The sequence below is a fragment of the Pseudomonas sp. BIGb0164 genome (assembly GCF_024810135.1).
Lineage (GTDB): Bacteria > Pseudomonadota > Gammaproteobacteria > Pseudomonadales > Pseudomonadaceae > Aquipseudomonas.
The window spans coordinates 160,825-184,954 of the sequence record NZ_JANUEA010000008.1; the positions used below are offsets into that span (position 1 = coordinate 160,825).

A 24,130-nucleotide genomic window follows, 5' to 3' on the forward strand; every position below is an offset into this window, starting at 1 on the left:
CATGACCACACCGTTTGATCCGAGTGCCTTCCTCTCAACCTGCAGTGGCCGCCCTGGCGTGTACCGCATGTTCGACAGCGAGGCACGCCTGCTTTATGTCGGTAAAGCCAAGAACCTGAAGAACCGCCTGGCGAGCTATTTTCGCAAGACCGGTCTTGCGCCCAAGACCGCCGCCTTGGTGGCGCGTATCGCCCAGGTCGAGACCACCATCACCGCCAATGAAACCGAGGCGCTGCTGCTTGAGCAGACGCTGATCAAGGAATGGCGGCCGCCCTATAACATCCTGCTGCGCGACGACAAATCCTACCCTTACGTGTATTTGTCCGACGGCAACTTCCCGCGCTTGAGCATTCACCGGGGCGCGAAGAAGCTCAAGGGCAAGTATTTCGGCCCGTATCCCAGCGCCGGAGCGATCCGCGAAAGCCTGAGCCTGCTGCAAAAGACTTTTTTTGTGCGCCAGTGCGAAGACAGCTTCTACAAGAACCGCACCCGGCCTTGCCTGCAATACCAGATCAAACGCTGCAAGGCACCGTGCGTGGGCTTGGTTGAACCGGCGGAGTACGCCGAGGATGTGCGCCATTCGGTGATGTTCCTCGAAGGTCGCAGCAATGCGCTCGCCGATGAACTGTCGGGCGCCATGGAACAGGCGGCCAGTACGCTGGATTTCGAGCGGGCAGCAGAACTGCGCGACCAGATCTCCTTGCTGCGTCGCGTCCAGGACCAGCAGAGCATGGAAGGCGGCACCGGCGACGTCGACGTGATCGCGGCCTTCGTCAACCCGGGCGGTGCCTGTGTGCACCTGATCAGCGTGCGCGGCGGGCGAGTGTTGGGCAGCAAGAATTTCTTCCCGCAGACCGGGATCGACGAGGACGTGGCCGAAGTCATGGCTGCGTTTCTCGGCCAGTACTACGTCAGCAGCCCCGAGCGCGACCTGCCGTCGGAGCTGATCGTCAACGTGGTGCATGAAGACTTCCCCACCTTGATCGAGGCGATCCACGAACTGCGGGGCCGCGAGCTGGACATCAGCCACCGCGTGCGCGGCACCCGGGCCCGCTGGCAGCAGTTGGCGGTGACCAACGCCGAGCAGGCCCTGGGCGCGAGGCTGGCCAACCGACAGCACGTCGCTGCGCGCTTCGATGCGCTGGCCGAAGTGCTCAACCTGGACGAGCCACCTCAGCGCCTGGAGTGCTACGACATCAGCCACTCCAGCGGCGAGGCCACGGTGGCCTCCTGCGTGGTGTTCGGGCCGGAAGGGCCGATCAAGGCCGACTACCGGCGCTACAACATTGAAGGTGTGACGGCGGGCGATGACTACGCCGCCATGCACCAGGCGCTGACGCGACGCTTCAGCAAGCTGAAGGACGGGGAGGGCAAGCTCCCCGACATCCTGCTGGTGGACGGCGGCAAGGGCCAGTTGTCCATGGCCCGTGATGTGCTCAACGAGCTGGCCGTGCCCGACCTGATCCTGCTCGGCGTGGCCAAGGGCGCCACGCGCAAGGCCGGTTTCGAGACGTTGTACTTGAATGATGCCGCCCATGAGTTCACTTTGAAGGGCGACTCACCGGCGCTGCACTTGATCCAGCAGATCCGCGACGAAGCCCACCGCTTCGCCATTACCGGCCACCGCGCCCGCCGTGGTAAAACCCGACGAACCTCAACCCTGGAAGGGGTGGCAGGGGTAGGGCCGACGCGGCGGCGTGACTTGCTTAAACATTTTGGTGGCTTGCAAGAGCTATCCCGTGCCAGCATTGACGAAATAGCCAAAGCACCCGGTATCAGTAAAAAGCTCGCTGAGTTGATTTATGCCAATCTGCACAGCGAATAGAATGCCTTTCCACCTCGTAGCCAGTTGTGCCGATGAATATCCCTAATCTGATCACCGTTCTACGCGTCCTGCTTATTCCGATTTTCATTTTGCTGTTCTATTTGCCTTACGAATGGAGCTATGCCGCCTCCAGCTCGGTCTTCGCATTTGCCGCCGCGACCGATTGGCTCGACGGCTACCTGGCCCGCCGCTTGGAGCAGAGCACGCCCTTCGGCGCGTTCCTGGATCCGGTGGCAGACAAGCTCATGGTCGCCGTCGCCCTGGTGTTGCTGGTGCAGGAACACGGCAACCTGTGGCTGACCCTGCCCGCCGCCGTGATCATCGGCCGCGAGATCGTCGTCTCGGCCCTGCGCGAATGGATGGCCGAAATCGGCGCCCGCGCCCACGTGGCCGTGTCCAACCTGGGCAAGTGGAAAACCGCTGCGCAAATGCTGGCCTTGGTGATCCTGCTGGCCAACCCGTCAGACTTCTCCTTCTGGGTCCTGATCGGCTACGCGTTGCTGCTGATCGCGGCCGGCCTGACACTGTGGTCCATGCTCCAATATCTGCGCGCTGCCTGGCCTCACCTGCGCACCACCGTTGAAAAGAAATAAAACTTTTTTGAATCAAGCGGTTGACGAGTTCTGAGATTTCTATAGAATGCGCATCACCAAGCGGGAATAGCTCAGTTGGTAGAGCACGACCTTGCCAAGGTCGGGGTCGCGAGTTCGAGTCTCGTTTCCCGCTCCAAGCATTACGAAAAAAGCCACTCTAACGAGTGGCTTTTTTTTGCCTGCGATTTATGGAATAGACGCGTCGGCGTCTTTTTTTGTTTCTGCAAAAACCATTGAGACTCAGGGTAGTCCAGTACGAACAAGTACAGGATTAAGTACAACATTACGGGCTCGTTCGAGTTCGTATTTTGACTGGCTCCCCTCGGGTCTCCAGACGAGCATCTGGTGCTGACTCTCTCACAGGAGCTCACCATGCCACTCTCGGAATTCACCATTCGGCATGCCCGAATCACCGGTAAAAACTATACCCTCGGCGACTTTGACGGCCTATCCCTTTGGGTTACCAAGGCGGGCAGTAAGCTGTGGCTGTTTCGCTATTATTGGGAGGGGCGTCAGCAGCGCATGTCCCTTGGTGCCTACCCTGAGGTCAGCCTCAAGCAAGCACGCTCTCGGCGTGATGACGCGCGGCGATTACTAGCGGACAACATCAACCCCTGTGAATACCGCAAGCAACAGCGGCATGCGGCTGAAGTTGCTGAAAAGCAAACCTTTGAAGCGGTGTACAACGAGTGGGTCAGCTTCCGGCGGTTGAGCCTGAAAGAAGGGCGGCAAAGCACACTCTCGCAAATCCTCAGGGTCTTCAAAAAAGACATCCTGCCCACCTTGGGCGAGCGCCCCATCAAAGGCATTACCCGTCACGACCTTATGGGCGTTCTCAGTGTCATCGAACAGCGCAACGCCCTCACGATGGCCGAGAAATGTCGCACCTGGTTCAACCAGCTGTTTCGTTATGCTTTGGTAAAAGTCGAAGGGCTCGAAGTGAACCCGGCTTCGGACCTGGATGTGGTGGCGCTACCCAAACCTCCGGTGACGAACGACCCATTTTTGCGGATGGACCAACTGCCGGAACTACTGTCGAGAATTCGCAATTACGGTGGTCGCCTACAGACAAAATTGGGGCTGCGTTTGCTGCTGTTGACCGGCGTGCGAACAGGCGAGTTACGTTATGCCACGCCTGATCAGTTCGACCTGGAAAAGCAGCTGTGGGTGATTCCACCGGAGGTCGTCAAACAGCTCCAGGCGCAGATGCGCAAGCCGGGTAGGGCTGGTGGTCAGGTGCCTCCGTACATCGTCCCGCTTTCGGTGCAGGCACTGGAAATCGTGCGCTATATGCTCGATCAGGTCTTACCTGCACAGCGTTTTCTTTTCTCACATCGCAGCAACCTGCAGCTACGCATCAGCGAAAACACCTTAAACAATGCCCTGCATCGAATGGGTTTGGCTGATCAGTTAACGGGCCATGGTATGCGCGCCACAATTTCTACTGCGCTGCACGAGATCGGGTACCCCAAGAATTGGATTGACGCGCAGCTTTCTCATGCTGATCCGGATCAGGTGAGTGCGACCTATAACCATGCCCGATATGTGGAACAGCGGCGGACCATGATGCAGGGCTGGGCCAACCGATTGGACCTTTGGGCTCAGGGGAAGCATGACGCAGCGAGTTCGCCGCTAACGATTCGGTTGGAGGGTGCGGTGTCAGTCGCTGGAGCGGTGGCAGCGGCTACTGCCTCGTTGATATATGAGGTGGAGTCTAAGCGGAAAGGGGCTGAGCATGTGGATCAAGGTTTCGTTGCGACCACAGTGACGCCAGAGAGGGGCCTGGTGGAGATGCCCGTTTCTGCAATACAACGGCAGCGCCTTGCAATGCTGGCGGCATAGGAAGCACCTACCAATTTGACAGTGCCAGAGTTTGCGCGATTGGCGGGCGTGTCGAGGGAGCAGGTGAGTCGGGATATCAAGGAAGGGCGGTTATTGGCTATTAGTTTGGGGAATCGAGGATTGCGGCTACCGGATTGGCAGCTCGACGCGCCTTGGTTAGTGCAAACGCAGAGGGTGCTGATGACAGTGGAGGCGCCCTGGGATGCCTACTGGGTTATCTCGAAGCGACTTGCCTTTGCCTGACAGCATGTTTGGCTGTTCACCCAACTTTTTTGGGGGGAGGGCAGCGGTTTCGAGCCTTACGCATTTCTATCACAGCACCAGTAAACTGGATTAGAGAACAGTGATAACGGCACTGCCTGAATGGGCTGCTATCGGCCAGAAGCTGTCATTCACGCGAGGCCGCTATAGACCTAAAGCTGCCTTGAGTGAGAATTAACTAACGGCTAGATCCGGCCACTCACGATGGTTCGACATCTTTTACAAGGTCGCTTGTTACAAACCCCACTGCGCAATGATCGCAGTAAAAACCATCGACTAGCTGCTCGAGCGGTGATGCATTCAGGAGAGCGGGCTTACATTCATAAACTGCCAGCTGATCCAAGCGTTGGTAGCCGACTTTTTCTTCCCCATCGAAGCGTTTTTTCGGGCTTGCTGCTCCAATCAACATTGCTTTCGATCTGACGTGTTGGAGGGACCCACAACGTGGGCAGGGTTCGATGCATCCGGAAACAGATACGATGTAGTCGGCCACTCTTTGGCAGAGGGTAGCGTGCGATGAGCGGATTACCAGGGTTAGAGGCTTGAGCGAGAGCGGATCAATGTCGATGCGTTCTCCTGATGTGCCGCGAAGCGACAATGTCAGCTCCGTCCATTGGCGACGATCCGACCGCGTGCAATCACCCTCAGAGTCAACATTGCATCCGATTCCCCATAGATGTTCAGCAATGCTATAGAAGTCCGGTAAAAGTCCTTCTGGCGTGATTTGAACGGAATAGCAAGTAGACATGGTTTGTAAGCTGCGCCTGCGTGTTCGAAGCAGAAAAGGTAACTTGGAGCCTGAGGCTTGAGCAATCAGAGTCGCGGCTCCAAGACCGTCTGTATACAGGACATCCATTGGTGTCTGCGATTGCCCCAGTGACTTCTGGCCGATATCTGGGCTCGTGCTGTATTCGCTACTGAGAGCCATCGCGTCTTTCTGGCTACCACACCAGGATGGGAAATATATCGCGCCGGGTATTTACGACATAAGACTCCAATCCGTTTTTCTCAGGAAAGATTTTCAAGATCATTTTCGCACTGAAGGTGATGGTCAACACCCCAAAACTATCAATTGAAAAAGCTTCCACATCGAGGTTTAAAAACTCAAAAATCAAAGGGCTTGTAGTAGCGTCTTCACCATGTCCCCTCTTGCATACCCTATTGATATCACTGACGAATGGGCACTGAATTAACACGCTAGCGATATCACCAAAAAGCAGGACCTGTGAACCGATCCCGACAGTCACACCCGTTAGCGTGGAAGGAACCATTTCGGCCAAATCCGAATCACTTATCACCCTGCCGTCCTCTGGTCACACCGGTGGATATTGAAGAGTCGTAGGCCTGAATCGAGTCTCCTTTTGTAGGCAGATCATATATTTATTTGCTATAGCTTCCACTCATCTGACCTCCCGATTCTTGCAGAGGAGACTCGGAGGGGGGGAGAGGCCGCTTTTGGCCGATTGCTGCTTTTCACCGCCCACCGCAATCGACCCATAACGGCCTTTCGCTTTTGACAATTGACAGCTTATATAACCTCGCGAAATCCGTTCGCAAATTCGTTGTAGTATCCGGGATACTTTTATGCAAACTGCTCAAACCAGGCTACTCGCGCTTGCACTAATAGAGATCAGGACGTTGCTTGCTGATTATCTGGGCAGTGATGTAGATGCTCCAATGAGCGTCCGTGTCGCGGCCCATTTGGCCTATGCGCTCCACAATGAGGCGGAAGCTGCATACGGCAACGCTGATTTTCAACTCGAATGTGCGACCCAGAAAATATGCGCAATTGATCAGGTTCTTGGTGTTTCGGATGGAGCCGAATTGTTGAGTAGATTTGACGTCGAAGACAAAATCAATCCGGGTGCATCATCAACCTAGATGACCGCTTTTGGCCGAGAGCTGCCGCTCGTAACCCACTGTTAACGACCCCAGGCTGACGGTAGTAGCAGGCAGCAAAAATCAAACGCTGGAAAGGCCAACGACCATCCCCTGAGGCGTTTACCGACTGCTTCCGTCAACAGTTTGGTGCTGCCATCTCACACACCCAGGCGCCGAGCCTGCTTGGCCAAAATTGGAAAATAGAGAGCCAGCTCAGAGTTTCGCCAGCAACTTGCTCAGTTCATCTCTCGCCGCCTCACCCGAATGCGCACGTTCAAGCAACCCACGGGTCATGGATTTGTACATGGCCACTGCTTCGGGGGAGGAAGTCACCGTGGCGATGCCGGTATGGATGTTCGGCAGTTCGCCGAGGCGATAGGGGCTGACCGCGACATAGCTGGTGTGGGCTTGCTCGAAGATCTGGAACGTCGCGCTGGGCAGGGTTTCGTCGATCAGGTAGATGGTGAACCGCGAGCCTTCGCTGCCGATTTTGTCGATCAGGTTTTCGATTTCGCGCCGGGCCAGGAGCGACCGTTCCATTCTTACGCTCGGTGGCAAGTCGAGGCGCCCGACCAGGCCGATGTGCAGGTAGCGTTCGATCTGGCGCAGGCTGATGATCGATTGCACTTCGAATTTCTGCTTGGAAAATATCGCTTTCCGTTCGTTGAGAATCTCCAGAATCTGCGTTTGCATCGCCTCTTGGCTGGCGGTGAAGTCCTTCGGCCGGGCTTCGTCGAGCATGGTCTTGAACAACTCGGTGTAGGCGGGCGACGTCAGGAGATAGGAGAAGGGATCGAAATACGACTGGATGCTGATTGAACGCGCTTCCAGTTGGCGCATGCGTTCGAAGTAACCCAGGGCATTATCGAAATATTCGGTGTCGGAGCCCAGCAGGCTGGTCAATGAAACCTTGAGCAACTGCGCGAGGCGCTCCAGGGTCTCGAGCTTGACGATCTTGCCCAGCTCCAGGCGATACACCGCCGCCCGGGAGATATCGAGTTTTTCGGCCACCTGATCGGCGTTCAATTGGCGACCGATGCGGTAGGCCCGAAGGCGTTCACCGATGGCCTGGTAGTCGATTTGGTTCACTGCAACTCCGAAACACTGTGTCTGTGGGGTGAAGAGTGTTGCTCCATTCTTTCCAGAGTCGAGAACGCACCCCGTTGAGGCGACTCGATCGAGGAAATGGTTGACCTCGTTGTGACTTCGCTGTATCAATATTTAGACGAAAGATATTCTGTCGTCTAAAAAATACAAAAATGGTGCGGCTATGTCCATGTATATACCACTCCGAATCCCCGTGCCGAGCTTGTCTACGGGATGACGGGCAACAATCACGTCCTCCGATATTGATCAAACGCTGTTGTATCCGGTCGCTCCCGACCAGGGCGGCGCGATCTCTTATGCCCTGAAATTTATAAAAATAAGGAACACACGATGGGACATTCACCTGTTGCAACTGCGCTGGTGGCGCTGTCACTGGCCGTCCTGGCACCTTGCGCACTGGCTGCGCCGGGGTTCAGCGACACCTTGATCGGCTATCGCTACAGCGATCACTACACCGACCCGGGCAAAACCAAGGATGTGGCCAAGAACATCCTGCAAATCACTCATGTCAGCAGCTACCGGCTGGGTCAGAACTTCGTCAATCTGGACGTGTTCAAGTCCGATCGCAACGATCCGGCCAAGGGCGGCGGCACCGGCGCCACTGAGTTTTACCTGACGTATCGCAACCAGCTGCAGTACGGCAAGTTCTTCGACAAGCCGCTGGCATTCGGCCCGGTCAAGGACGTCGCGCTGACTGCCGGGCTCGACTACAACACCAAGAACAACGAGTTCGCCTCGGAAAAGCGCTTGTTGGTGCTCGGCCCGACGCTCAAGTTCGCTTTGCCCGCCGGTTTCCTCGATGCCAGCGTGCTCTACGCCCGGGAGTGGAACCACTGTGGCCTGGACGTGTGCAGCAAACCGGGCAACCACACTGACCTGCTGTTCGACCCGTTCTTCCAGTTCAATCTCACCTGGGGCGTGCCATTCACGGCGGGCCCGCTGCCGCTCAAGTTCCAGGGTTACTACACCTTCAGCAGCAAGAAGGGCGACGACTACCAAAACAAGCCCACCGGCGCCGAGCAACTGATGCGCACTTCGTTGATGCTGGATGTCGGCCAGATGGTCTGGGGCGAAAAAAACGTGTTTTGGGTTGGTCCGGGTTACGAGTACTGGCGCAACAAATTCGGCAACGAGAAGGGGCCAGGCACGGACGTCGATGCGTTATCCATCAATCTGGAGTGGCATCTGTAGACCGGAGATCGTTATTTTTCGCCTGTGCTGTATCAATAATTAGACAGGCTGTCTCATTTGTTCGTAGACTCAGCCCATCGCCCAGGCGATAAGGACGGCGCTGTTTCCTTCCAGGGATGAGTCAGGTGGTGAAGCCGGATCACGGCCATCACCTCAACCCGTGATAACAATAAGAGGTAAAGAGTGTGAAGACTCACAACGACTCAAGCACCGCCAAGGCGGACGCATCACCGCGCAAGGCGTTGATCGCCAGCGTGACCGGTTATGCCATGGACGGGTTCGACCTGTTGATCCTCGGTTTCATGTTGCCAGCCATCACCCTCGGCCTGGGGCTGACCACCTCCGAAGCCGGTTCGCTGGTGACCTGGACCTTGCTCGGCGCCGTGGCCGGTGGCCTGGTGTTCGGCCAGCTCAGCGACTGCTACGGCCGGGTCAAGATGCTCAGCGTGTGCATCCTGGTGTTTTCCGTGTTTACCGGTTTATGTGCGTTGGCCCAGGGGTACTGGGATTTGCTGACCTACCGCACCCTCGCCGGGTTTGGCCTGGGCGGTGAGTTCGGCATTGGCATGGCGCTGATCGCCGAGACCTGGCCCGCCAACAAACGCAATCGCGCTTCTTCCTACGTCGGCATGGGCTGGCAGGCTGGGGTATTGGCGGCTGCACTGTTGACGCCATTGTTGTTACCGCATATCGGTTGGCGCGGGATGTTCCTGGTCGGGCTGGTACCGGCGCTGCTGTCCTTCGTGATTCGCCACACCATGGGTGAGCCAGAAGAGTTCATCAAGGCTTCGGTCAATCCGATTTCTTTTACGCGGCGCTTCGGCCAACTGTTCAAGGATGTGCCGACTGCCAAGGCAAGCATCGGCGTGATGGTGCTGACTTCAGTGCAGAACTTCGGTTACTACGGAATCATGATCTGGATGCCCAGTTACCTGTCGCGTCAGTTCGGTTTCACGCTGACCGCGTCCGGCACGTGGACCGCGGCGACGGTGGTGGGGATGGCCTTCGGCATTTGGTTGTTCGGCCAATTGGCCGACCGCTTCGGTCGCTGGCGGATCTTTTTGCTGTACCAGGCCAGCGCCGCGGTCATGGTGCTGATCTACGCCAACCTGACGGATCCGATCAGCATGCTGTTTGCAGGCGTGGTGATGGGCATCTTCGTCAATGGCATGATTGGCGGCTACGGTGCGTTGATCTCCGATCTCTATCCGTCCCAGGTTCGGGCCACGGCCCAGAACGTCCTGTTTAACGTCGGACGCGGTGTCGGTGGTTTCGGGCCGCTGGTGGTGGGCGCCATTGCCCTGGCGTATTCATTCTCGGCGGCGATCATGTTGTTGGCGTCGATTTACCTGCTGGCCATGGCCGCCACGCTGTTCCTGTTGCCGCGCAGCCAGGGCGACAGCGGTGAAGTACCGTTGGCGAGTCCCCTCGAAGCACAACCCAAGTAAGGCGTCAGTCGGCGTGGTAATGCCAAAAAAGTAGTGCATATGCTGTATCAATAATTAGACAAGTGTTTTTTGATGTCGTAGAGTCAAGGTCTAAATGAAGTAGAAAACCACGACGCTGCCGGATACACGGGCGGCGTCGCTTCTCTTTTGACTTGCCTGTATCAAAAATTAGACAGAAACATTGAGGGCTTTCAAAATGATCGGGATTTCCAGCTGCTGCAAGGTCATCGCCGTCACCCCGCCGAACGATACCTTGGCGGTGGTGCTGTCCAACGAATGGGTCAACGACGAATACAAACGCCTGGTCCTGCAGGCCGATGGCGCGGCGTGCCATTCGCAGCCAGGGCAATTTTTCAACCTGTTGTGCCCCAGCGAAGGTGAGCACAAACCCTTTTTCCGCCGCCCCATGAGCACCTATAAAGCCAGCCCGGTGAGTGGCCAGGTCGAGTTTCTGTACAAGGTCACGGGCAAGGGCACCTTCGGCCTGGAAACGCTGACCGAACGACAAACCCTGGAAATCCTCGGCCCGTTGGGCAAGGGCTTCGACCTCGACCCGCAGTGGCGGCACATGACCATCGTGGCCCGTGGTGTCGGCCTCGCGACCTTGGCGCCACTCGCCGAAGCGGCTCACGCATTGGGCATCAAGTTGACCGCCGTGCTCAGCGCCCGCAGTGAAAAGAGCCTGCTGTCCCGGGAGCGTTTCGCCTCACTGGGCGCTGACGTCATCGCCGTCCTGGATGAGGATGGCAGCAGCTCCCTGGAAAACATTGAATCCGTGTTGCGCGAGGTGATTGCCCGCGAAGGCAGCAACGCATTGTTCACCTGTGGCTCCAAACGCCTGACCCGTTTGCTCAAGCGCTTGTCGGGCGAATTGGGGCTGGCCGGGCAAGTCGCCCTGGAACAGCAAATGGTCTGTGGCCTGGGCATGTGCCAGTGCTGCGTCGATGTGTTTGAAGTCGATGGTTTGAAAATCGGCAAGCGTGTGTGTCTGGAAGGCCCGGTGTTCGACCTGGCGGAGGTGCTGGAATGATCGATCTAAGCGTAAACATTGGCGGTCTGCGCCTGAAGAACCCGGTGATGCCGGCCTCGGGCACCTTCGCCGAGGAGTTGACCCATCTGCTGGATTTCAACGGTCTGGGCGCCTTGGTGACTAAGACTATCACCAGCGAAAAACGCACGGGCAACCCGATGCCCCGGGTCTGTGAACTGGCGGACGGCATGATGAATGCCATCGGTATTCCGAGCAAAGGCGCGGACCTGTTCATCGATAAGGTAGTGCCGTTTTATCGGGATTTCGATTCGCCGCTGATCGTCAGTATTTCTGCGCCAACCGCCCAGGGTTTTGCCGAGCTGGCCGCGCGCCTGAGCGATGTACCGGGCATTGCCGGCATTGAAGCGAATATTTCCTGCCCCAACCTAGAAGCCCACGGTGAGTCGTTCGGCATGCACGCCGACAGCACGCGGCAAGTGGTTAAGCTGATGCGCGCCAACACCTCGCTGCCGCTGTGGGTCAAGCTAACCCCCAACAGCGGTGAGATCGTCGATATTGCGCTTGGGGCCCAGGACGAAGGCGCGGATGCGGTGGTCGTCGGCAACACCTTGCTTGGGCTGTCGATCGACATCGAAAAGGGCAGGGCACGCCTGGGCAATTTCATGGGCGGGATCTCCGGCGCGATGATCAAGCCATTGATGGTGCGTTTGACCTACCAATGCGCCAAGGCCTTGCAGATTCCGGTAATTGGTTGCGGCGGCATCGCCACCGCCGATGACGCGTTGGAATTCATTTACGCCGGCGCCACGGCGGTGCAGGTTGGCACCGCGACGTTCATCCACCCCAAGACCATGAACCTGATGGTCAATGAGCTGGAAGTGTTCTGTCGGCGCAAAGGCATCAACCGCTTGAGCTCACTGATCGGCAGCCTCGATGATTCCCCGGCCGCCGCGTTTGGAGCACTGCCATGAGCACCCTCTGGAAACACCAGGCGCAGCGGATCTTCAGTGAAATTGCCGAAGTTTCCCGTGACCCGGAAATCGGCATCACTCGCGAAAGCTATGGCGCCGGGGAAAACGCTGCGATTGCCTACCTGTCGCAATTCGCCCTCGACAATGGTTTACACGTCCACGCAGACCGCGCCGGCAACGTGATTTACCAGCGTGCCGATGACGATGGCCAACCGGCGATCTGGATCGGTTCGCACTTGGATTCGGTGCCACAGGGCGGCAACTACGATGGCCTGGCCGGGGTTGTTGCCGGACTGTTGTGCCTGTGCCGCCTCGATCAGTTGCAAGTACAAACCCCACGACCCATCCGGGTGCTGGGCCTGCGCGGTGAGGAGAGCGCCTGGTTCGGCAAATCCTATATGGGCTCGCGAGCATTGATGGGCGGGCTGACAGCGACCGATCTGGCGCTGACCAATCGCTTCAGTAAACGGACCCTCGGCGAGGCGATGCAGGCGGTGGGCGCCGATCTCGACGCGATTCGCTCCCAGCAATGGCTGATCGAGCGCGAACAGTTCGCCGGCTACTTGGAAGTGCACATCGAGCAGGCCGAGTCCCTGGAGAAAATGGGCCAGGCCATTGGCGTCGTGCCCGGTATTCGCGGCAACCTGCGGCACAACCTGGTGCGGTGTCTGGGCGAGGACGGCCACTCGGGTGCGGTGTCCCGGGAGGATCGTCACGACTCGGTGTTTGCGGTCAGCGAACTGGTCGCGCGCATTGATCGATTGTGGGGTGAATGGCTGGAGAACGGCCGCGATCTGGTGGTCACGGTCGGCACCCTGGGCACCAACGCCGCCCATCATGCGGTCTCTCGGATCCCTGGCGAAGTCAGCTTTAGCCTGGAAATCCGCAGCCTGCATCAACCTACGCTGGAAGCCTTCCACGCCTTGATCCTGGCCGAAATTCGCCAGATAGAGGGCCAACGCCAGGTGCGCTTCGAATTCGACAAACGTATCGATACGCAGCCGGCGGCCATGCATAAACCGTGGGTCGACGCCTTGGCGCGCATGACCCGCGAGCACGGATGGGAAGGGGTCCTGACACCGAGTGGTGCGGGGCATGACGCTGCGGTTTTCGCCAACGCCGGAATCCCCAGCGCCATGCTCTTCATCCGTAATCAGCACGGTTCGCACAACCCTTTTGAGGCGATGGAGCTGGACGATTTCATTGAGGCCAGCGAAGTGCTTTACCACACCCTGCAGGAGCTGACGCTATGACCCGTTCATCTCAATCCTGGCTGATTCGCCATGCCACGCTGGTCAACGAAGGTCAGCGCTTTTGCAGCGACCTGCGCATCGAGAATGGTTTGATCGCGCAGATTGCGCCGACGATCGAGCCGCGCGCAGAGGACGAAGTGATCGACGCCACTGGGCTGTGGCTGCTGCCGGGCATGATCGACGATCAGGTACACTTTCGCGAACCGGGCATGACCCACAAGGCCGATATCGCCAGCGAATCCCGAGCCTGCGCGGCGGGCGGCATCACCAGCTTCATGGAAATGCCGAATACCCGGCCGCCGGCGCTGGATCGCGATTCCCTGGAAGCCAAATATGCGATCGCGGCGCAATCGTCGGTGGTCAACTATGCGTTCTACATGGGCGCGAGCAACGATAACCTGGAGGCCATCCGCGCCATCGACCCCAAGAGCACACCGGGCGTCAAAGTGTTCATGGGCGCGTCCACTGGCAACATGCTGGTAGACGATCCTGAGGTGTTGAACGGCATCTTCCGTGACTCGCCTGTGATGATCATCACACACTGCGAAGACTCGCCGATGATCGAAGACAACTTGCAAAAAGCCCTGGGCACTTACGGGGAGGATATCCCCGCAGGCCTGCATCCGTTGATTCGCTCCCGCGAGGCGTGCATCAAGTCAACCCGTCTGGCCATTGCCCTGGCCCGCAAGCACAACGCACGCCTGCATGTGCTGCACATTTCCACCGCTGAAGAACTGGACCTGTTCGAACCCGGCCCACTGAAGAATAAGCGCATTACGGCCGAAACCTGCGTGCACTTCCTGCACTTCAACGATCGCGACTATCAGCGCTTGGGGATGCGGCTCAAATGCAACCCGGCAGTCAAGTCCGAGCGCGATCGACGGGCGATTGTCCAGGCACTGTCCGAAGGACGCATCGACGTGTTGGCCACCGACCACGCACCGCATTTACTGGAAGAGAAAAACAACCTTTACCAGAAAGCACCCTCCGGCGTGCCGCTGGTGCAGTTCGCCCTGCAAGTGGCGTTGGAGCGGGTATTCGCGGGTGAATTGACGCTGGAACGCGTAGTCGAGGCGGTCTGTCATGCCCCGGCGCAACTGTTCGACGTAGCCGCTCGCGGATTCCTGCGTGAAGGGTTTGCCGCGGACTTGGTCTTAGTCGATCCCCGCCAGCCGTATACGGTGCAGCGCGCTGAGGTGTTGTCCAAATGTGGCTGGAGTCCGTTCGAAGGCAGTACCTTCTCATCGAGTATCGTCGGCACGTTCGTCAACGGGCAGCGGGTCTGGGATGGCCGTGAAATCGCGCCGCAAAGTCTTGGTCAACGTCTGTCATTCGATCGCTAATCACGCTCAAGGAGTGCCCCAATGAATTTCTCAACCGCGGTCCAAGAGTTCCGCCAGGCACTGCCAGGCACCGACGCCTTCAAGCGCGTGCGCGTGCAGTGCGAGCAGATCATCCGTAATGTTCCCGAGCAGGCGGCGATGTGTTTTGTGATCGGCGAATTTTGTCGTGCCTACGTGCTGTTTTATGAGGATCAGGAGGTGAGTCCGGAGTTCGCCCATCAGGTGAAGTCCCAACTGCTGGGCTACATGGACAGCCTTGAAGTGGCGCTAGGCAGTGCGGATGAACGCACGCTGAGTGCTGCGTTGAATCAAGTGGTGGTCGCGTATGCGGGTAAGAGGGGGTTGGTTTAAGGTTTTGCGACGCGTGCCTGTCTGAGGGCCAGGTGATTGACCTGGCTCTCATCACTCACCTGCTAGGGCTCGAGGGCGCTTTGGCCCAGAACTCAAGGTCAAGCCTGTTGTTGCGTCATTAGTCGTCGAAAATGTAGAGGGTACCGGCCGGTGACGCGCTTGAAGGCGCTGCTGAAGGCACTTTCGGATGTATAACCGAAAGACCGTCCAATTTCCCCGATGGAGGCACGCGTCTCGCGCAGTGCACGCTCTGCGAGTCGCATGCGCCAGTGGGTCAGGTAGCTCATTGGCGCGACGCCGGCGACCGTTTTGAAGTGCAATGCGAACGTCGCTCGCGACATGGCGGCTGCCTTCGCCAATGCTTCGAGTTGCCAGGGATAGCCGGGATCGCCGTGCATCAATCGAAGCGCCGGCGCAATACGCTTGTCGGTCACGGCCCTCAGCCACCCCGGGCTCAGGGGGGCTTCGGTAGCAAAATGAGCGCGCAGGGTCTGAATGAACATCAGGTGGGCAAGCTGTGCAGAGGCAACGCCAGAGCCCGGTGAATTGTCTTCGCGCTCCTGGATAAGTTCATCCATCAACCAGGAAAGTTTTAGTGCCTGACGCGACGTGCCCCGCACGTGAATGGTTGTCGGGATGGCGTCCAGAAACAGGCGATCGTAGTCAGAGCTAAGTTCCACACCTGCAACGATCACATAGCAGTCATCACCACTGCCAAGCTGGACCGTTGCGCCTACGCGATTCTTGATCACATCGCCGAGGTCCACTCGCGGTGCGCCAAGGTCGCTGGCGAGGGTGAGCGAGCGAGGCCTCGAAGAGAGAAACACATCACCTTCCTCCAGCAGGATGGGCGTCGCTTCGTCATCGAACGAGAGCCAGCACCTGCCGCGAGCCACCCCCCAGAACTTGATCGTGTCCGGCGCTGGGATGGCTATCGCCCAGGCACCGCCTGCCACCAGTCCGCCGGACATGACGGATCGTGCGTTCACGAAATGTAGGAACTCTGAAAGGGGATCGCTGTGCATGCTCAGACGATGACGCAAGTAATGCAGAGGATCAAGCATTAATAATCTGGAGTTAGAGCGTTATCTTGCAGGTGTACCGGGGGAGAGCCACCGGACAACACGCCCTTCGCGATGATTGCGGTGGGCCTACTCATTGAACGACTACTCGTCTAAAAGGGCACCCATGACACAGCGCACTTGGTTTATTACTGGCGTCAACAGCGGTTTCGGCCGCGTCATGACAGAGCAATTGCTCGCCCGCGGTGATCGGGTGGCAGGTACCACGCGCAAGATGGAAGCACTGAGCGATCTCAAGGCCAAGTATGGCGATCAACTGTGGCTCACCCACTTGGATATGACGGACACCGTCGGCATCCAACAAGTGGTGAGCAACGCTTTCGGGGCGCTTGGCAAGATCGATGTCATTGTCAGCAATGCAGGCTATGGCTTGTTTGGCGCAGCGGAAGAGCTGAGTGACGAACAGGTCAACCATCAACTGGCGACAAACCTGATTGGTCCAATCATGTTGATTCGCGCGGCCTTGCCTCACTTGCGTGCACAAGGGGGTGGCCGAATCATCGGCCTTTCGACGTTCGGCGGGCAGGCAGTGCTGCCCGGTGGCTCGCTTTATCACGCAAGCAAATGGGGGCTGGAGGGTTTTCTGGATTCTTTGTCCATCGAGCTTGCACCCTTCAACATTGGCGTCACGATTATCGAGCCCGGCAGCGCACGCACCAATTTCCGTTTCGGGGGGGCACAGCTCGGTAAGCCTCTAGCTGCTTACCAGGACACTCCGGCCGGGATGGTGCATGTGATGATCAAAGATACCTCGCGCCAGCCTCTCGGAGACCCGGCGAAGATGTCGGAAATAATCCTCGCCAGTGTCGATCACGAACCTGCACCGAAACGGATTGTTCTAGGCTCCGACTCTTGGGGCATCCTCTTCAAGGCGTTGACTGATCGGTTAGCGGCGGTCGCGGCTCAGAAGGATCTCGCTGCTTCGACGGACGTCCTGGCCAGCGCATGATTTTTCGGGAGCGTCTTTGCGGAGCCGGATGTCGATCAGGGTTGCGATCATGAAGTTCAGCATTCGCCACCGCGACCAGTGCCCGATCATCATGCTTTTTGTGGGCGATCCATCACCAGCAACGTGGAGGTAGCGCTTGCGTAGATGCGTTCGTCGGGGCCCTTCAAGGTAGCCTCGGCAAACGCCGCCCGCCGGCCGACCGAGATAACACGGCCCTCTGCGCGCAGCGGGCCTGTCTCAGTGGTAATGGGGCGCAAGTATGAAACTTTCAGTTCAAGGGTTGTGTAGGCCTGGGTGGCTGAAAGCGTTGAGTGAACGGCGCACCCGCATGCCGAGTCGAGCAGCGTTGCAGCATACCCGCCGTGGACCGTGCCGATCGGGTTGTAAGCATGCAGGCCGGGCGTGCCTGTAAAGACCGCCCACCCGTCACCTGCCTCGACAAACGTGAAGTCGAGCGAATCGCCAATCGGCGGTCGTCCCCCGGCTGAAATCAAAGCCTGGAGGGTTTCAAGTCCGGATAGGCCGGGTGCAACTTCATTGACTAGATTCACTGATATTTCTCCACTTGGGCCGCAGCGTTCTCGCTGGCCGGACGATGCAACGTTACTGAGCGCCTGATGCGTGGCGGCTCCTGTCGTTTAAACTCAATGGGCATTCGCGGACGGCTGCTTCGGTGGCTGCACCTTGTGCATCAACGGCACCAGCAACACCGCGACAACAAAGCACGCCATGATCATCAGGAACGCGTCGGCATAGGTCAGCGTCTGCGCCTCACGCCATGTCAGCGCCCACAGTTGATGCAGTGCGAACTGGCTCGCATCCAGGCTGTTTTGCCCAAGCAACTGAGCGTTACCCGAAAGCTGGTCAAGCCAGACATTCATGGATTCGTTCTGGATGTTCAGGTGCTCGGCCAGGCGAAGGAAATGCAGGTTGGTGCGGTCGTTGAGCACCGTAGCGCAAGCGGCGATGCCGATGGCGCCGCCGAGGTTGCGCATCAGGTTGAACAGCCCTGAGGCAAGCTTCAGTCGGTCGGGGGCCAGTGCACCGAGGGTCAGGGTCACCACGGGTGGCACGGTTATTTGTTGGGCGAACCCGCGTATGGCTTGCGGCAACAGCAGTTCCCTGGCGCCCCAGTCGTGGGTGATGGGGGAGAAGTCCCACATCGACAGGGCGAACAGCGATAAGCCGAACATCAGGATCCAGCGTAAGTCGAAACGGCTGGCCAGCACTGCGTACACCGGGATGGCCAGCAACTGGAACACCCCCGTGGAAAACACTGCAAGGCCGATATCCAGCGAGCCATACCCACGCACTCGGCCAAGAAACAGCGGCGTGAGGTAGATGGTGGCGAAAATGCCGATGCCGGTAATGAACGAAAATAGGCAGCCCAGGGCGAAGTTTCGGTCCCGCAGAGCGCGCAGGTCGACAATCGGCTCCTTGATTTCTAGGCAGCGCCAGATAAACAGGCCGCCGCTGATGGCGGTGATCCAGGCAGTGGTGGCGATGGTGCTGTCACTGAACCAGTTCCAGCGCGGGCCTTCTTCGAGGGTGTATTCCAGGCAGCCGAGAAACACCGCCATCAAGCCCATACCGATGTAGTCGGCGCCCTTGAGCAATGATGGGTTGGGGCGATCGACCTTGACCAGCATCGGCACGGCAAACGTCACAAACAGGCCGGGCAGCAGGTTGATGTAGAACAGCCAGTGCCAGGAGGAAATATCGGTGATCCAGCCACCCACTGCGGGGCCCAGTGTGGGCGCCAGTGACGCGATGGCGCCGATGGTAGACGCGGCGATCACCCGTTGCTTGCCGTTGAAATACATGAACGCGGTGGTGAACACCAACGGGATCATCGAGCCCCCCAGAAACCCCTGCAAGGCGCGAAACGCGATCATGCTCTGGATGTTCCAGGCCAGCGCGCAGAGCAGGCTGGTCAGGGTAAACCCCGCCGCCGAGGCCGCGAACAGCCAGCGCGTGCTCATCACTCGTGAGAGCCAGCCCGACATGGGAATCACGATGATTTCCGCGATCAGGTAGGCGGTCTGCACCCACGCCGTATCGTCCGCTCCGGCAGACAGCCCGCCGCCGATGTCCTTGAGCGAGGCGGACACGATCTGAATGTCGATCAGGGCGATGAACATGCCCACGCACATGGTGGCGAAGGCCGCGACCTTTTGCGCGGTGCTGAGGGTGGGTAACGGGCTGCTCATAGCTGGGCCTTGAGTGCGCTGGCCTGGTCGTCGAACACCTCCTGGGTGTTGACCTTGGCCATCACCGACAAGCCTGGGCGCAGGGCGCCGAATTCGGCGTCGCTGCTGTCGAGCCGCACACGTACCGGCACGCGTTGCACGATTTTGGTGAAGTTGCCGGTCGCATTCTCTGGCGGCAACACGCTGAACTGCGCACCGGTGGCGGGAGCCAGACTCTCGATGTGCCCGTGGAATTCACGGCCGGGGAGGATGTCGGCGCGGATACTCACGCTTTGCCCGATCTGCAGGCGCCCCAACTGGTCTTCCTTGAAGTTGGCGTCTACCCAAAGCCCTTTTGCCGGTACCACCGAGATCAGTTGGCTGCCGGCCGCGGCGTAGGCTCCGACCCGGGCGCGGCGGTTGCCCACATACCCGTCCACCGGTGCTCGCAGTTCGGTGTAGCCGATATTCAGTTGGGCTTGGTCGCGTTCGGCTTGCGCCTGTTGCAGTGCCGCACGCGCTTGGCCGCGCTGGGTTTCAATCACGTCGATTTGCCGGCGTGCGGCCATCAACCCGGCTTGCGCCCGGGAGTGGTCGGCGCGTGCGGTCTTCCACACCGCGTTGACCCGTTGTGCACTTTCGACCGACACAGCCTGGCTGCGCACCAGGTTCTGGTACCGCGTTTGATCATCGCCGGCCCGTTGCGACTCGGCGTCCGTGGCGTCGATTTGTGCCTTGGCCTGGTTGATCACCGCCAGTTGCAGTTGTTCGGTGGCATCCAGGTTGGCCAGGCTGGCTTGTTGCGCGGCCACGGCGCCATCGGCCTTGGCCAGGGCGGTGCGGTAGTCGCGCACGTCGATGCGCGCCAATACGTCGCCAGCATGCACGAACTGATTGTCCAGCACCGTCACTTCGCTGATATAGCCGGGCACTTTGGCGCTGATCACCGTCACATCCGCGCCCACATAGGCATCGTCGGTGTCTTCAACAAATCGACTGACCAGCCACCAGTGGCTCGCGTACCACACGCCGCCCGCCACAGCGAGGGTCAGCAAACCCAGCCGCACTGCCTGTTTGCGCCGGGATGGTTTTGCGGGTTCGGGCACAGCGCTGACTGGAGCGTCCATGGCGAAATGACCTCATTCAAAATTAGTGGGGGAAGGGGCTGACCAATTGATCTTTGTCGGCATAGGCGCGGCCGGTTCGCGCGCGCCATAGCGTCAACGTCTCGGCATCGTCGGCAACATGCACTCGGTGGCCATCGCGGGTGATGGGTTTGCCAGTGTTGGTGTCCATTAACCCCAGTGCCACGGGGCGCCCAGTGGCTTCGTCGGCGAGAAACACCTTGTTCGAGCCCTCTGCATGCCGCGCACCCCAGGCCATCAGCGTGAGGATGACTTGCCGCAGGTCCCGGCCGGATTCGGTGAGGTGGTACTCATGGCGCGGCGGGTTGTTCTGGTACGAGTGCCGCTCCAGCAACCCGTTGGCCACCAACGTGTTCAAGCGGCGGGTCAGCGTGTTTGAAGCGATGCCGAGGCTGGCAAGAAACTCATCGAAGCGGCGCAATCCGTAGAACGCGTCCCTCAGGATCAACAGGCTCCAGCCATCACCAATGTGCTCCAGAGCACGGGCGACCGGACAAGGCATGGACTGGAAACTGGCTTTTTTCATCATGATCACCCGCACCAAATGAGCAATATTACATCCATAATATTGCATGGTGGCTTTCATAATGAAAGTCACTTGAGAAATTATTTGTTACGTTGATGTAGCGTCTGCAGAAGTCCCTCTGAGCGGCGCTGTAACTGTCTGAGTTGGCGTTGGTAGCGCAACAGGTCGTGGTGAGACTGGGCCAGATTGTCGCGGCTCAGTCGCGGGAGGTGATGTTCTCCCGTCAGCACATCCACCCCAACAGCAGCAATCGCAGCGAGGTAGTTGGCCTTGGGCGACCGGCTGGCATCCTCGTAGTGCCGCTGGGCATTGGTTTCCACGTCGCCGGCCTCCCCCAAGGCGCGCTTGGACAGTGTCAGGCGTAGTCGTTTTTCACGTAAGCGTGCGCCGATCGTCATCGTGGTACGTCCCTGTGTGCGCCTGCGTGATCCATCCTTGGTGAGCGGCATTGGGCAGGTAAAGTGACCGGGACGTAAATGGTTTTGCCTAGGCCTCGGCGGGCGTGGCCGATTGGGGCTGGCGGGCCAGCTCTGGCCGAGGGCGTTGCAACGCTTGCAGCAGGCAGCGGGTGGCCACGCGGTCGGTGTCTGACAGGTCGCGGCCGAACGCGTCGGTACGGGTGACTACATAGCGCATTTGCCTGCAGCTGGCCTGGGCTTTTTCGCCTGGTGTTGCGTTTTCAGAACGGGCTGTCGGCGACACCGCACAAGCGTCTCAGACGTGACTGACACGCGAGGCTGGTAGGGCGTGCAGCGCCTCCATCGGGAGGGGGGTTGCCAGCTTAAAAGAGTGAGTACGTAATTGCGTACATCGAAACCGCTGATTTTGAAAAAAACTATAGATATTTCAAGGAAATAGAGCGGGAGTCTGAGCCTCGTTTCCCGCTCCAAGCATTACGAAAAAAGCCACTCTAACGAGTGGCTTTTTTTTGCCTGCGATTTATGGAAGGAGACGCTTTGGCGTCTTTTTTTGTTTTCGTAGAAACCTCTGATGCACAGCGCGCATCCGCCTCAAGCGTTCACGCCACCATCGACCAGCAGACCTGCACCGGTGATCTGCTTGGCGCCAGGGCTGGCAAGGAAGGTGACCGCCGCGGCAACGTCTTCGCTGGTGCCGTAATGGCCCAACGCGATGCCGGCCTTGCTGGCGGCGGCTTTCTCGCTGTCGGCGGGGTTCATATCGGTGTCGGTGGGGCCGGGGTGGACGATATTGACGGTGATGCCGCGCGGCCCCAGGTCGCGGGCCAGGCCTTGGGTGAAGGCGATCAGCGCGGATTTGCTCATGGAGTAAATGCTCAAGCCGGCTGCGGGAACCTGCTCGGCCAGGCAACTGCCCAGGTTGATGATGCGACCGCCGTCCGGCAGGTGCGCCAGCGCGGCCTGGCTGGCGAGGATGACGGACTTGATGTTGACGTCGATCACCGCGTCCAGCGTGGCCAAGTCCAGGGTTTCGAGCGTGCCGTACTGAAAAATGCCGGCGTTGTTGACCAGTATGTCCAACCCGCCGAGCGCCTCTGCAGCCTGGTCTACCGAGTTCTTCACCGCTTGCGCGTCGGCGCTGTCGGCCTGCAAGGCGAAGGCGTTGCGCCCGGTCGCCTTGATCTGCGCCACAACGGCTTCAGCTTTTTCCCGCGAGCGCTCGTAAGTAATCACCACGTCGGCACCTTCTGCTGCCAGTGCCAGTGCAATCGCCTTGCCGATACCACGGCTTGCGCCCGTTACCAGGGCGCGTTTTCCGTTAAGAGTGGTCATGTGAACTGCCTTTCTGTGTTGATCGTTATATAAATATGCTGAGGTTGTTCCAGGGCTGTCAATCAATTACTGTGGTGATCGATACAGAAATAGGAGTTATCCATGTCTACCCGAGGTCGTCCACGCAATTTCGACCGTGATCAAGCGCTTGATGCCGCGATGACGCTGTTCTGGGAAAAAGGCTACAGCGCAACGTCGATTTCAGAGCTGTGCAGCGCCATGGACATCGGCTCCCCCAGCCTGTACGCCGCGTTCACCAGCAAGGAGGCGCTGTACGTCGAGGCGGTGACGCGCTATCGGGAGGTCGTCACCCCGTCGATCTGGAAGCCGGTGTATGAGGTTTCACCCGTGCGTGAGGCGGTAGAGCAGTTCCTGATGGAATCCGCCGACGTGCTCACGTTGAAAGGCCGGCCCGGTGGCTGCATGGTGACCCTGTCAAACGTCGGCAGTGAAGGGCCGCAATCCCTTGGCTGCTGGGTGCAGGATCTGCGTCAAACTGGTGTGATGAAACTTGAAGAGCGAATCGCCGAGGCTGTTGCCGAGGGAGAGTTGCCTGCCGACACCGATGTTCAGACCTTCGCCAGGTTCATCATTGGCGTACAGCAGGGCATGTCGGTGCAGGCTCGGGATGGGGCCTCCCGCGAAAGTCTGCAGCAGGTGGCGCGGATGGCGATGACGGTCTGGCCGGTGTGTAGTCAAGACTGACTCAACGGGTAGGTCTGGTGTCCTGTGATTTTCTAGAGGGATTTGGATATGAGCACTGAACTCGATAGCGCCCTGCACGAGCAAATAAAACATCATTCACGCGTGGGTGACGCGTTGGCTGAACAAGGAAAATACGAGGCTGCAATAGCCGAATATAACGCCGCGTGGCAGTTGGTGCCTGAGCCAAAAAACGACTGGCAAGCGTCAACCTGGATTCTGGCGGCAATAGCCGACGCCTGTTTTCTGTCGGGCTACAAGGGTTCTGCGCGTGATGCGTTGCAGTATGCGATGACCTGTCCTGGTGCCATTGGCAACCCCTTTCTGCACTTGCGGCTCGGGCAGGTTTATCTCGATGAAGGGCAAGAGGACCGTGCGGCAGACGAGTTGATGCGGGCCTACATGGGCGCTGGGGCAGACATTTTTGCCAATGAAAGTCCGCACTACTTAAGTTTCTTAAAAGCCCGGGCAACGTTGTGACGACTGGGTAACGCTTGTTACCCATTGGCGGCTGCCCCTCCAACCACCCTTTCTTCCCCACGCAACGGCATTCCAAAAACGACCCGATACTTTCCTGTAAGCGACCTGCTGCTGTCGAGGCGTACCTCTGTAACTATCTGATTTAAGTGAAAAAAATATTATTTATTTTGTGTTCTGTGTGAATTCTATTTGTATACACAGAAAATACATCCTATTGACCCGCACTTTCCCCCATGCCAGTCTGGCTTC

The 24,130-nt window shown here is 58.5% G+C and carries 24 protein-coding genes, 1 tRNA gene and 1 pseudogene; 15 read left to right on the forward strand and 11 right to left on the reverse strand.

The genetic code is table 11. The annotated features are described in order from the left end of the window. The first annotated feature begins 1 nt into the window (after nt 1). The 4 genes and pseudogenes from uvrC to M2394_RS21480 all read left to right on the forward strand — a co-directional run bounded on the left by uvrC (nt 2) and on the right by M2394_RS21480 (nt 4,503). Nucleotides 2-1,825 (forward strand): excinuclease ABC subunit UvrC, encoded by a 1,824-nt coding sequence (gene uvrC, locus M2394_RS21465; protein WP_259174479.1) that lies wholly within the window; start codon nt 2-4, stop codon nt 1,823-1,825. A gap of 32 nt (nt 1,826-1,857) precedes the next feature. Further along, nucleotides 1,858-2,418 (forward strand): CDP-diacylglycerol--glycerol-3-phosphate 3-phosphatidyltransferase, encoded by a 561-nt coding sequence (pgsA, locus tag M2394_RS21470; protein WP_105700203.1) that lies wholly within the window; start codon nt 1,858-1,860, stop codon nt 2,416-2,418. 60 nt (nt 2,419-2,478) lie between these two features. Beyond that, nucleotides 2,479-2,554 (forward strand) — tRNA-Gly (locus M2394_RS21475). 236 nt (nt 2,555-2,790) lie between these two features. Continuing rightward, a pseudogene (locus M2394_RS21480) lies at nt 2,791-4,503 on the forward strand (tyrosine-type recombinase/integrase). Nucleotides 4,504-4,720: 217 nt separating this feature from the next. Here M2394_RS21480 and M2394_RS21485 read toward each other — a convergent pair. Both M2394_RS21485 and M2394_RS21490 read right to left on the reverse strand, forming a co-directional pair. Continuing rightward, nucleotides 4,721-5,449, reverse strand: coding sequence for a hypothetical protein (locus M2394_RS21485; protein WP_259174480.1), 729 nt, complete (start codon nt 5,447-5,449; stop codon nt 4,721-4,723). A gap of 13 nt (nt 5,450-5,462) precedes the next feature. Then, the gene (locus M2394_RS21490) at nt 5,463-5,792 is read right to left on the reverse strand and encodes a hypothetical protein (RefSeq protein ID WP_259174481.1); all 330 of its coding nucleotides are present in this window, start codon (nt 5,790-5,792) and stop codon (nt 5,463-5,465) included. 313 nt (nt 5,793-6,105) lie between these two features. Here M2394_RS21490 and M2394_RS21495 point away from each other — a divergent pair, with 313 nt between their 5' ends. Beyond that, entirely contained in the window at nt 6,106-6,402 is a 297-nt protein-coding gene (locus tag M2394_RS21495; protein ID WP_259174482.1) for a hypothetical protein, read from the forward strand. Between the two features lie 213 nt (nt 6,403-6,615). Here M2394_RS21495 and M2394_RS21500 read toward each other — a convergent pair whose 3' ends face one another. Continuing rightward, nucleotides 6,616-7,491 (reverse strand): helix-turn-helix domain-containing protein, encoded by an 876-nt coding sequence (locus M2394_RS21500; RefSeq protein ID WP_178924087.1) that lies wholly within the window; start codon nt 7,489-7,491, stop codon nt 6,616-6,618. A 348-nt stretch (nt 7,492-7,839) separates the two neighbouring features. Here M2394_RS21500 and M2394_RS21505 point away from each other — a divergent pair, with 348 nt between their 5' ends. The 7 genes from M2394_RS21505 to M2394_RS21535 all read left to right on the forward strand — a co-directional run bounded on the left by M2394_RS21505 (nt 7,840) and on the right by M2394_RS21535 (nt 15,057). Then, a complete protein-coding gene (locus tag M2394_RS21505) occupies nt 7,840-8,700 on the forward strand; it encodes a hypothetical protein (protein WP_259174484.1) in 861 nt (286 codons plus the stop codon). 185 nt (nt 8,701-8,885) lie between these two features. Further along, on the forward strand, nt 8,886-10,148 hold the full coding sequence (locus M2394_RS21510; protein WP_259174486.1) for an MFS transporter: 1,263 nt from the start codon (nt 8,886-8,888) through the stop codon (nt 10,146-10,148). Between the two features lie 196 nt (nt 10,149-10,344). Continuing rightward, the gene (locus tag M2394_RS21515) at nt 10,345-11,178 is read left to right on the forward strand and encodes a dihydroorotate dehydrogenase electron transfer subunit (protein ID WP_259174487.1); all 834 of its coding nucleotides are present in this window, start codon (nt 10,345-10,347) and stop codon (nt 11,176-11,178) included. After that, on the forward strand, nt 11,175-12,110 hold the full coding sequence (locus M2394_RS21520; RefSeq protein WP_178924093.1) for a dihydroorotate dehydrogenase: 936 nt from the start codon (nt 11,175-11,177) through the stop codon (nt 12,108-12,110). The genes M2394_RS21515 and M2394_RS21520 overlap by 4 nt, the downstream gene beginning before the upstream one ends. Continuing rightward, nucleotides 12,107-13,363, forward strand: coding sequence for a Zn-dependent hydrolase (locus tag M2394_RS21525; protein ID WP_259174488.1), 1,257 nt, complete (start codon nt 12,107-12,109; stop codon nt 13,361-13,363). The genes M2394_RS21520 and M2394_RS21525 overlap by 4 nt, the downstream gene beginning before the upstream one ends. Continuing rightward, the gene (locus M2394_RS21530) at nt 13,360-14,706 is read left to right on the forward strand and encodes a dihydroorotase (protein WP_259174489.1); all 1,347 of its coding nucleotides are present in this window, start codon (nt 13,360-13,362) and stop codon (nt 14,704-14,706) included. Before M2394_RS21525 ends, M2394_RS21530 begins: the two co-directional genes overlap by 4 nt. A gap of 21 nt (nt 14,707-14,727) precedes the next feature. Continuing rightward, nucleotides 14,728-15,057, forward strand: coding sequence for a hypothetical protein (locus M2394_RS21535; RefSeq protein WP_178924099.1), 330 nt, complete (start codon nt 14,728-14,730; stop codon nt 15,055-15,057). A 98-nt stretch (nt 15,058-15,155) separates the two neighbouring features. On the opposite strand, the gene M2394_RS21540 is transcribed toward M2394_RS21535, so the two are convergent. Beyond that, complete coding sequence (locus M2394_RS21540) at nt 15,156-16,121, reverse strand: AraC family transcriptional regulator (RefSeq protein ID WP_259174490.1); 966 nt, start codon at nt 16,119-16,121, stop codon at nt 15,156-15,158. Between the two features lie 124 nt (nt 16,122-16,245). Between M2394_RS21540 and M2394_RS21545 the strand changes: the two genes are divergently transcribed. Continuing rightward, nucleotides 16,246-17,088 (forward strand): SDR family oxidoreductase, encoded by an 843-nt coding sequence (locus M2394_RS21545; RefSeq protein WP_259174491.1) that lies wholly within the window; start codon nt 16,246-16,248, stop codon nt 17,086-17,088. Nucleotides 17,089-17,177: 89 nt separating this feature from the next. Here M2394_RS21545 and M2394_RS21550 read toward each other — a convergent pair whose 3' ends face one another. The 7 genes from M2394_RS21550 to M2394_RS21580 form a co-directional block, all read right to left on the reverse strand. Then, the gene (locus M2394_RS21550; protein ID WP_259174492.1) at nt 17,178-17,639 is read right to left on the reverse strand and encodes a PaaI family thioesterase; all 462 of its coding nucleotides are present in this window, start codon (nt 17,637-17,639) and stop codon (nt 17,178-17,180) included. 93 nt (nt 17,640-17,732) lie between these two features. Then, nucleotides 17,733-19,298, reverse strand: a complete 1,566-nt coding sequence (locus M2394_RS21555) for a DHA2 family efflux MFS transporter permease subunit (RefSeq protein ID WP_178924105.1) — start codon at nt 19,296-19,298, stop codon at nt 17,733-17,735. After that, nucleotides 19,295-20,404, reverse strand: a complete 1,110-nt coding sequence (locus M2394_RS21560) for an HlyD family secretion protein (RefSeq protein WP_259174493.1) — start codon at nt 20,402-20,404, stop codon at nt 19,295-19,297. Before M2394_RS21560 ends, M2394_RS21555 begins: the two co-directional genes overlap by 4 nt. Before the next feature lie 22 nt (nt 20,405-20,426). After that, nucleotides 20,427-20,948, reverse strand: a complete 522-nt coding sequence (locus M2394_RS21565) for a helix-turn-helix domain-containing protein (RefSeq protein WP_259174495.1) — start codon at nt 20,946-20,948, stop codon at nt 20,427-20,429. A gap of 80 nt (nt 20,949-21,028) precedes the next feature. Further along, on the reverse strand, nt 21,029-21,346 hold the full coding sequence (locus M2394_RS21570) for a transcriptional regulator (RefSeq protein ID WP_259174496.1): 318 nt from the start codon (nt 21,344-21,346) through the stop codon (nt 21,029-21,031). 88 nt (nt 21,347-21,434) lie between these two features. Then, nucleotides 21,435-21,584 (reverse strand): hypothetical protein, encoded by a 150-nt coding sequence (locus tag M2394_RS21575; RefSeq protein WP_178924110.1) that lies wholly within the window; start codon nt 21,582-21,584, stop codon nt 21,435-21,437. Between the two features lie 374 nt (nt 21,585-21,958). Continuing rightward, on the reverse strand, nt 21,959-22,699 hold the full coding sequence (locus M2394_RS21580; protein WP_259174497.1) for an SDR family NAD(P)-dependent oxidoreductase: 741 nt from the start codon (nt 22,697-22,699) through the stop codon (nt 21,959-21,961). Between the two features lie 102 nt (nt 22,700-22,801). On the opposite strand from M2394_RS21580, the gene M2394_RS21585 reads away from it, so the two are divergent. Further along, complete coding sequence (locus M2394_RS21585) at nt 22,802-23,404, forward strand: TetR/AcrR family transcriptional regulator (RefSeq protein ID WP_259174498.1); 603 nt, start codon at nt 22,802-22,804, stop codon at nt 23,402-23,404. A gap of 48 nt (nt 23,405-23,452) precedes the next feature. Further along, entirely contained in the window at nt 23,453-23,881 is a 429-nt protein-coding gene (locus M2394_RS21590) for a tetratricopeptide repeat protein (protein ID WP_259174499.1), read from the forward strand. Nucleotides 23,882-24,130: the final 249 nt, after the last annotated feature.

Bases quoted from the DNA above. Each gene is read 5' to 3' on its own strand.
- uvrC (WP_259174479.1), top strand. From the start codon at position 2: ATGACCACACCGTTTGATCCGAGTGCCTTCCTCTCAACCTGCAGTGGC.
- pgsA (WP_105700203.1), top strand. From the start codon at position 1,858: ATGAATATCCCTAATCTGATCACCGTTCTACGCGTCCTGCTTATTCCG.
- M2394_RS21485 (WP_259174480.1), bottom strand. From the start codon at position 5,449: ATGGCTCTCAGTAGCGAATACAGCACGAGCCCAGATATCGGCCAGAAG.
- M2394_RS21490 (WP_259174481.1), bottom strand. From the start codon at position 5,792: ATGGTTCCTTCCACGCTAACGGGTGTGACTGTCGGGATCGGTTCACAG.
- M2394_RS21495 (WP_259174482.1), top strand. From the start codon at position 6,106: ATGCAAACTGCTCAAACCAGGCTACTCGCGCTTGCACTAATAGAGATC.
- M2394_RS21505 (WP_259174484.1), top strand. From the start codon at position 7,840: ATGGGACATTCACCTGTTGCAACTGCGCTGGTGGCGCTGTCACTGGCC.
- M2394_RS21515 (WP_259174487.1), top strand. From the start codon at position 10,345: ATGATCGGGATTTCCAGCTGCTGCAAGGTCATCGCCGTCACCCCGCCG.
- M2394_RS21520 (WP_178924093.1), top strand. From the start codon at position 11,175: ATGATCGATCTAAGCGTAAACATTGGCGGTCTGCGCCTGAAGAACCCG.
- M2394_RS21525 (WP_259174488.1), top strand. From the start codon at position 12,107: ATGAGCACCCTCTGGAAACACCAGGCGCAGCGGATCTTCAGTGAAATT.
- M2394_RS21530 (WP_259174489.1), top strand. From the start codon at position 13,360: ATGACCCGTTCATCTCAATCCTGGCTGATTCGCCATGCCACGCTGGTC.
- M2394_RS21535 (WP_178924099.1), top strand. From the start codon at position 14,728: ATGAATTTCTCAACCGCGGTCCAAGAGTTCCGCCAGGCACTGCCAGGC.
- M2394_RS21540 (WP_259174490.1), bottom strand. From the start codon at position 16,121: ATGCTTGATCCTCTGCATTACTTGCGTCATCGTCTGAGCATGCACAGC.
- M2394_RS21545 (WP_259174491.1), top strand. From the start codon at position 16,246: ATGACACAGCGCACTTGGTTTATTACTGGCGTCAACAGCGGTTTCGGC.
- M2394_RS21555 (WP_178924105.1), bottom strand. From the start codon at position 19,298: ATGAGCAGCCCGTTACCCACCCTCAGCACCGCGCAAAAGGTCGCGGCC.
- M2394_RS21560 (WP_259174493.1), bottom strand. From the start codon at position 20,404: ATGGACGCTCCAGTCAGCGCTGTGCCCGAACCCGCAAAACCATCCCGG.
- M2394_RS21565 (WP_259174495.1), bottom strand. From the start codon at position 20,948: ATGAAAAAAGCCAGTTTCCAGTCCATGCCTTGTCCGGTCGCCCGTGCT.
- M2394_RS21570 (WP_259174496.1), bottom strand. From the start codon at position 21,346: ATGACGATCGGCGCACGCTTACGTGAAAAACGACTACGCCTGACACTG.
- M2394_RS21575 (WP_178924110.1), bottom strand. From the start codon at position 21,584: ATGCGCTATGTAGTCACCCGTACCGACGCGTTCGGCCGCGACCTGTCA.
- M2394_RS21580 (WP_259174497.1), bottom strand. From the start codon at position 22,699: ATGACCACTCTTAACGGAAAACGCGCCCTGGTAACGGGCGCAAGCCGT.
- M2394_RS21585 (WP_259174498.1), top strand. From the start codon at position 22,802: ATGTCTACCCGAGGTCGTCCACGCAATTTCGACCGTGATCAAGCGCTT.
- M2394_RS21590 (WP_259174499.1), top strand. From the start codon at position 23,453: ATGAGCACTGAACTCGATAGCGCCCTGCACGAGCAAATAAAACATCAT.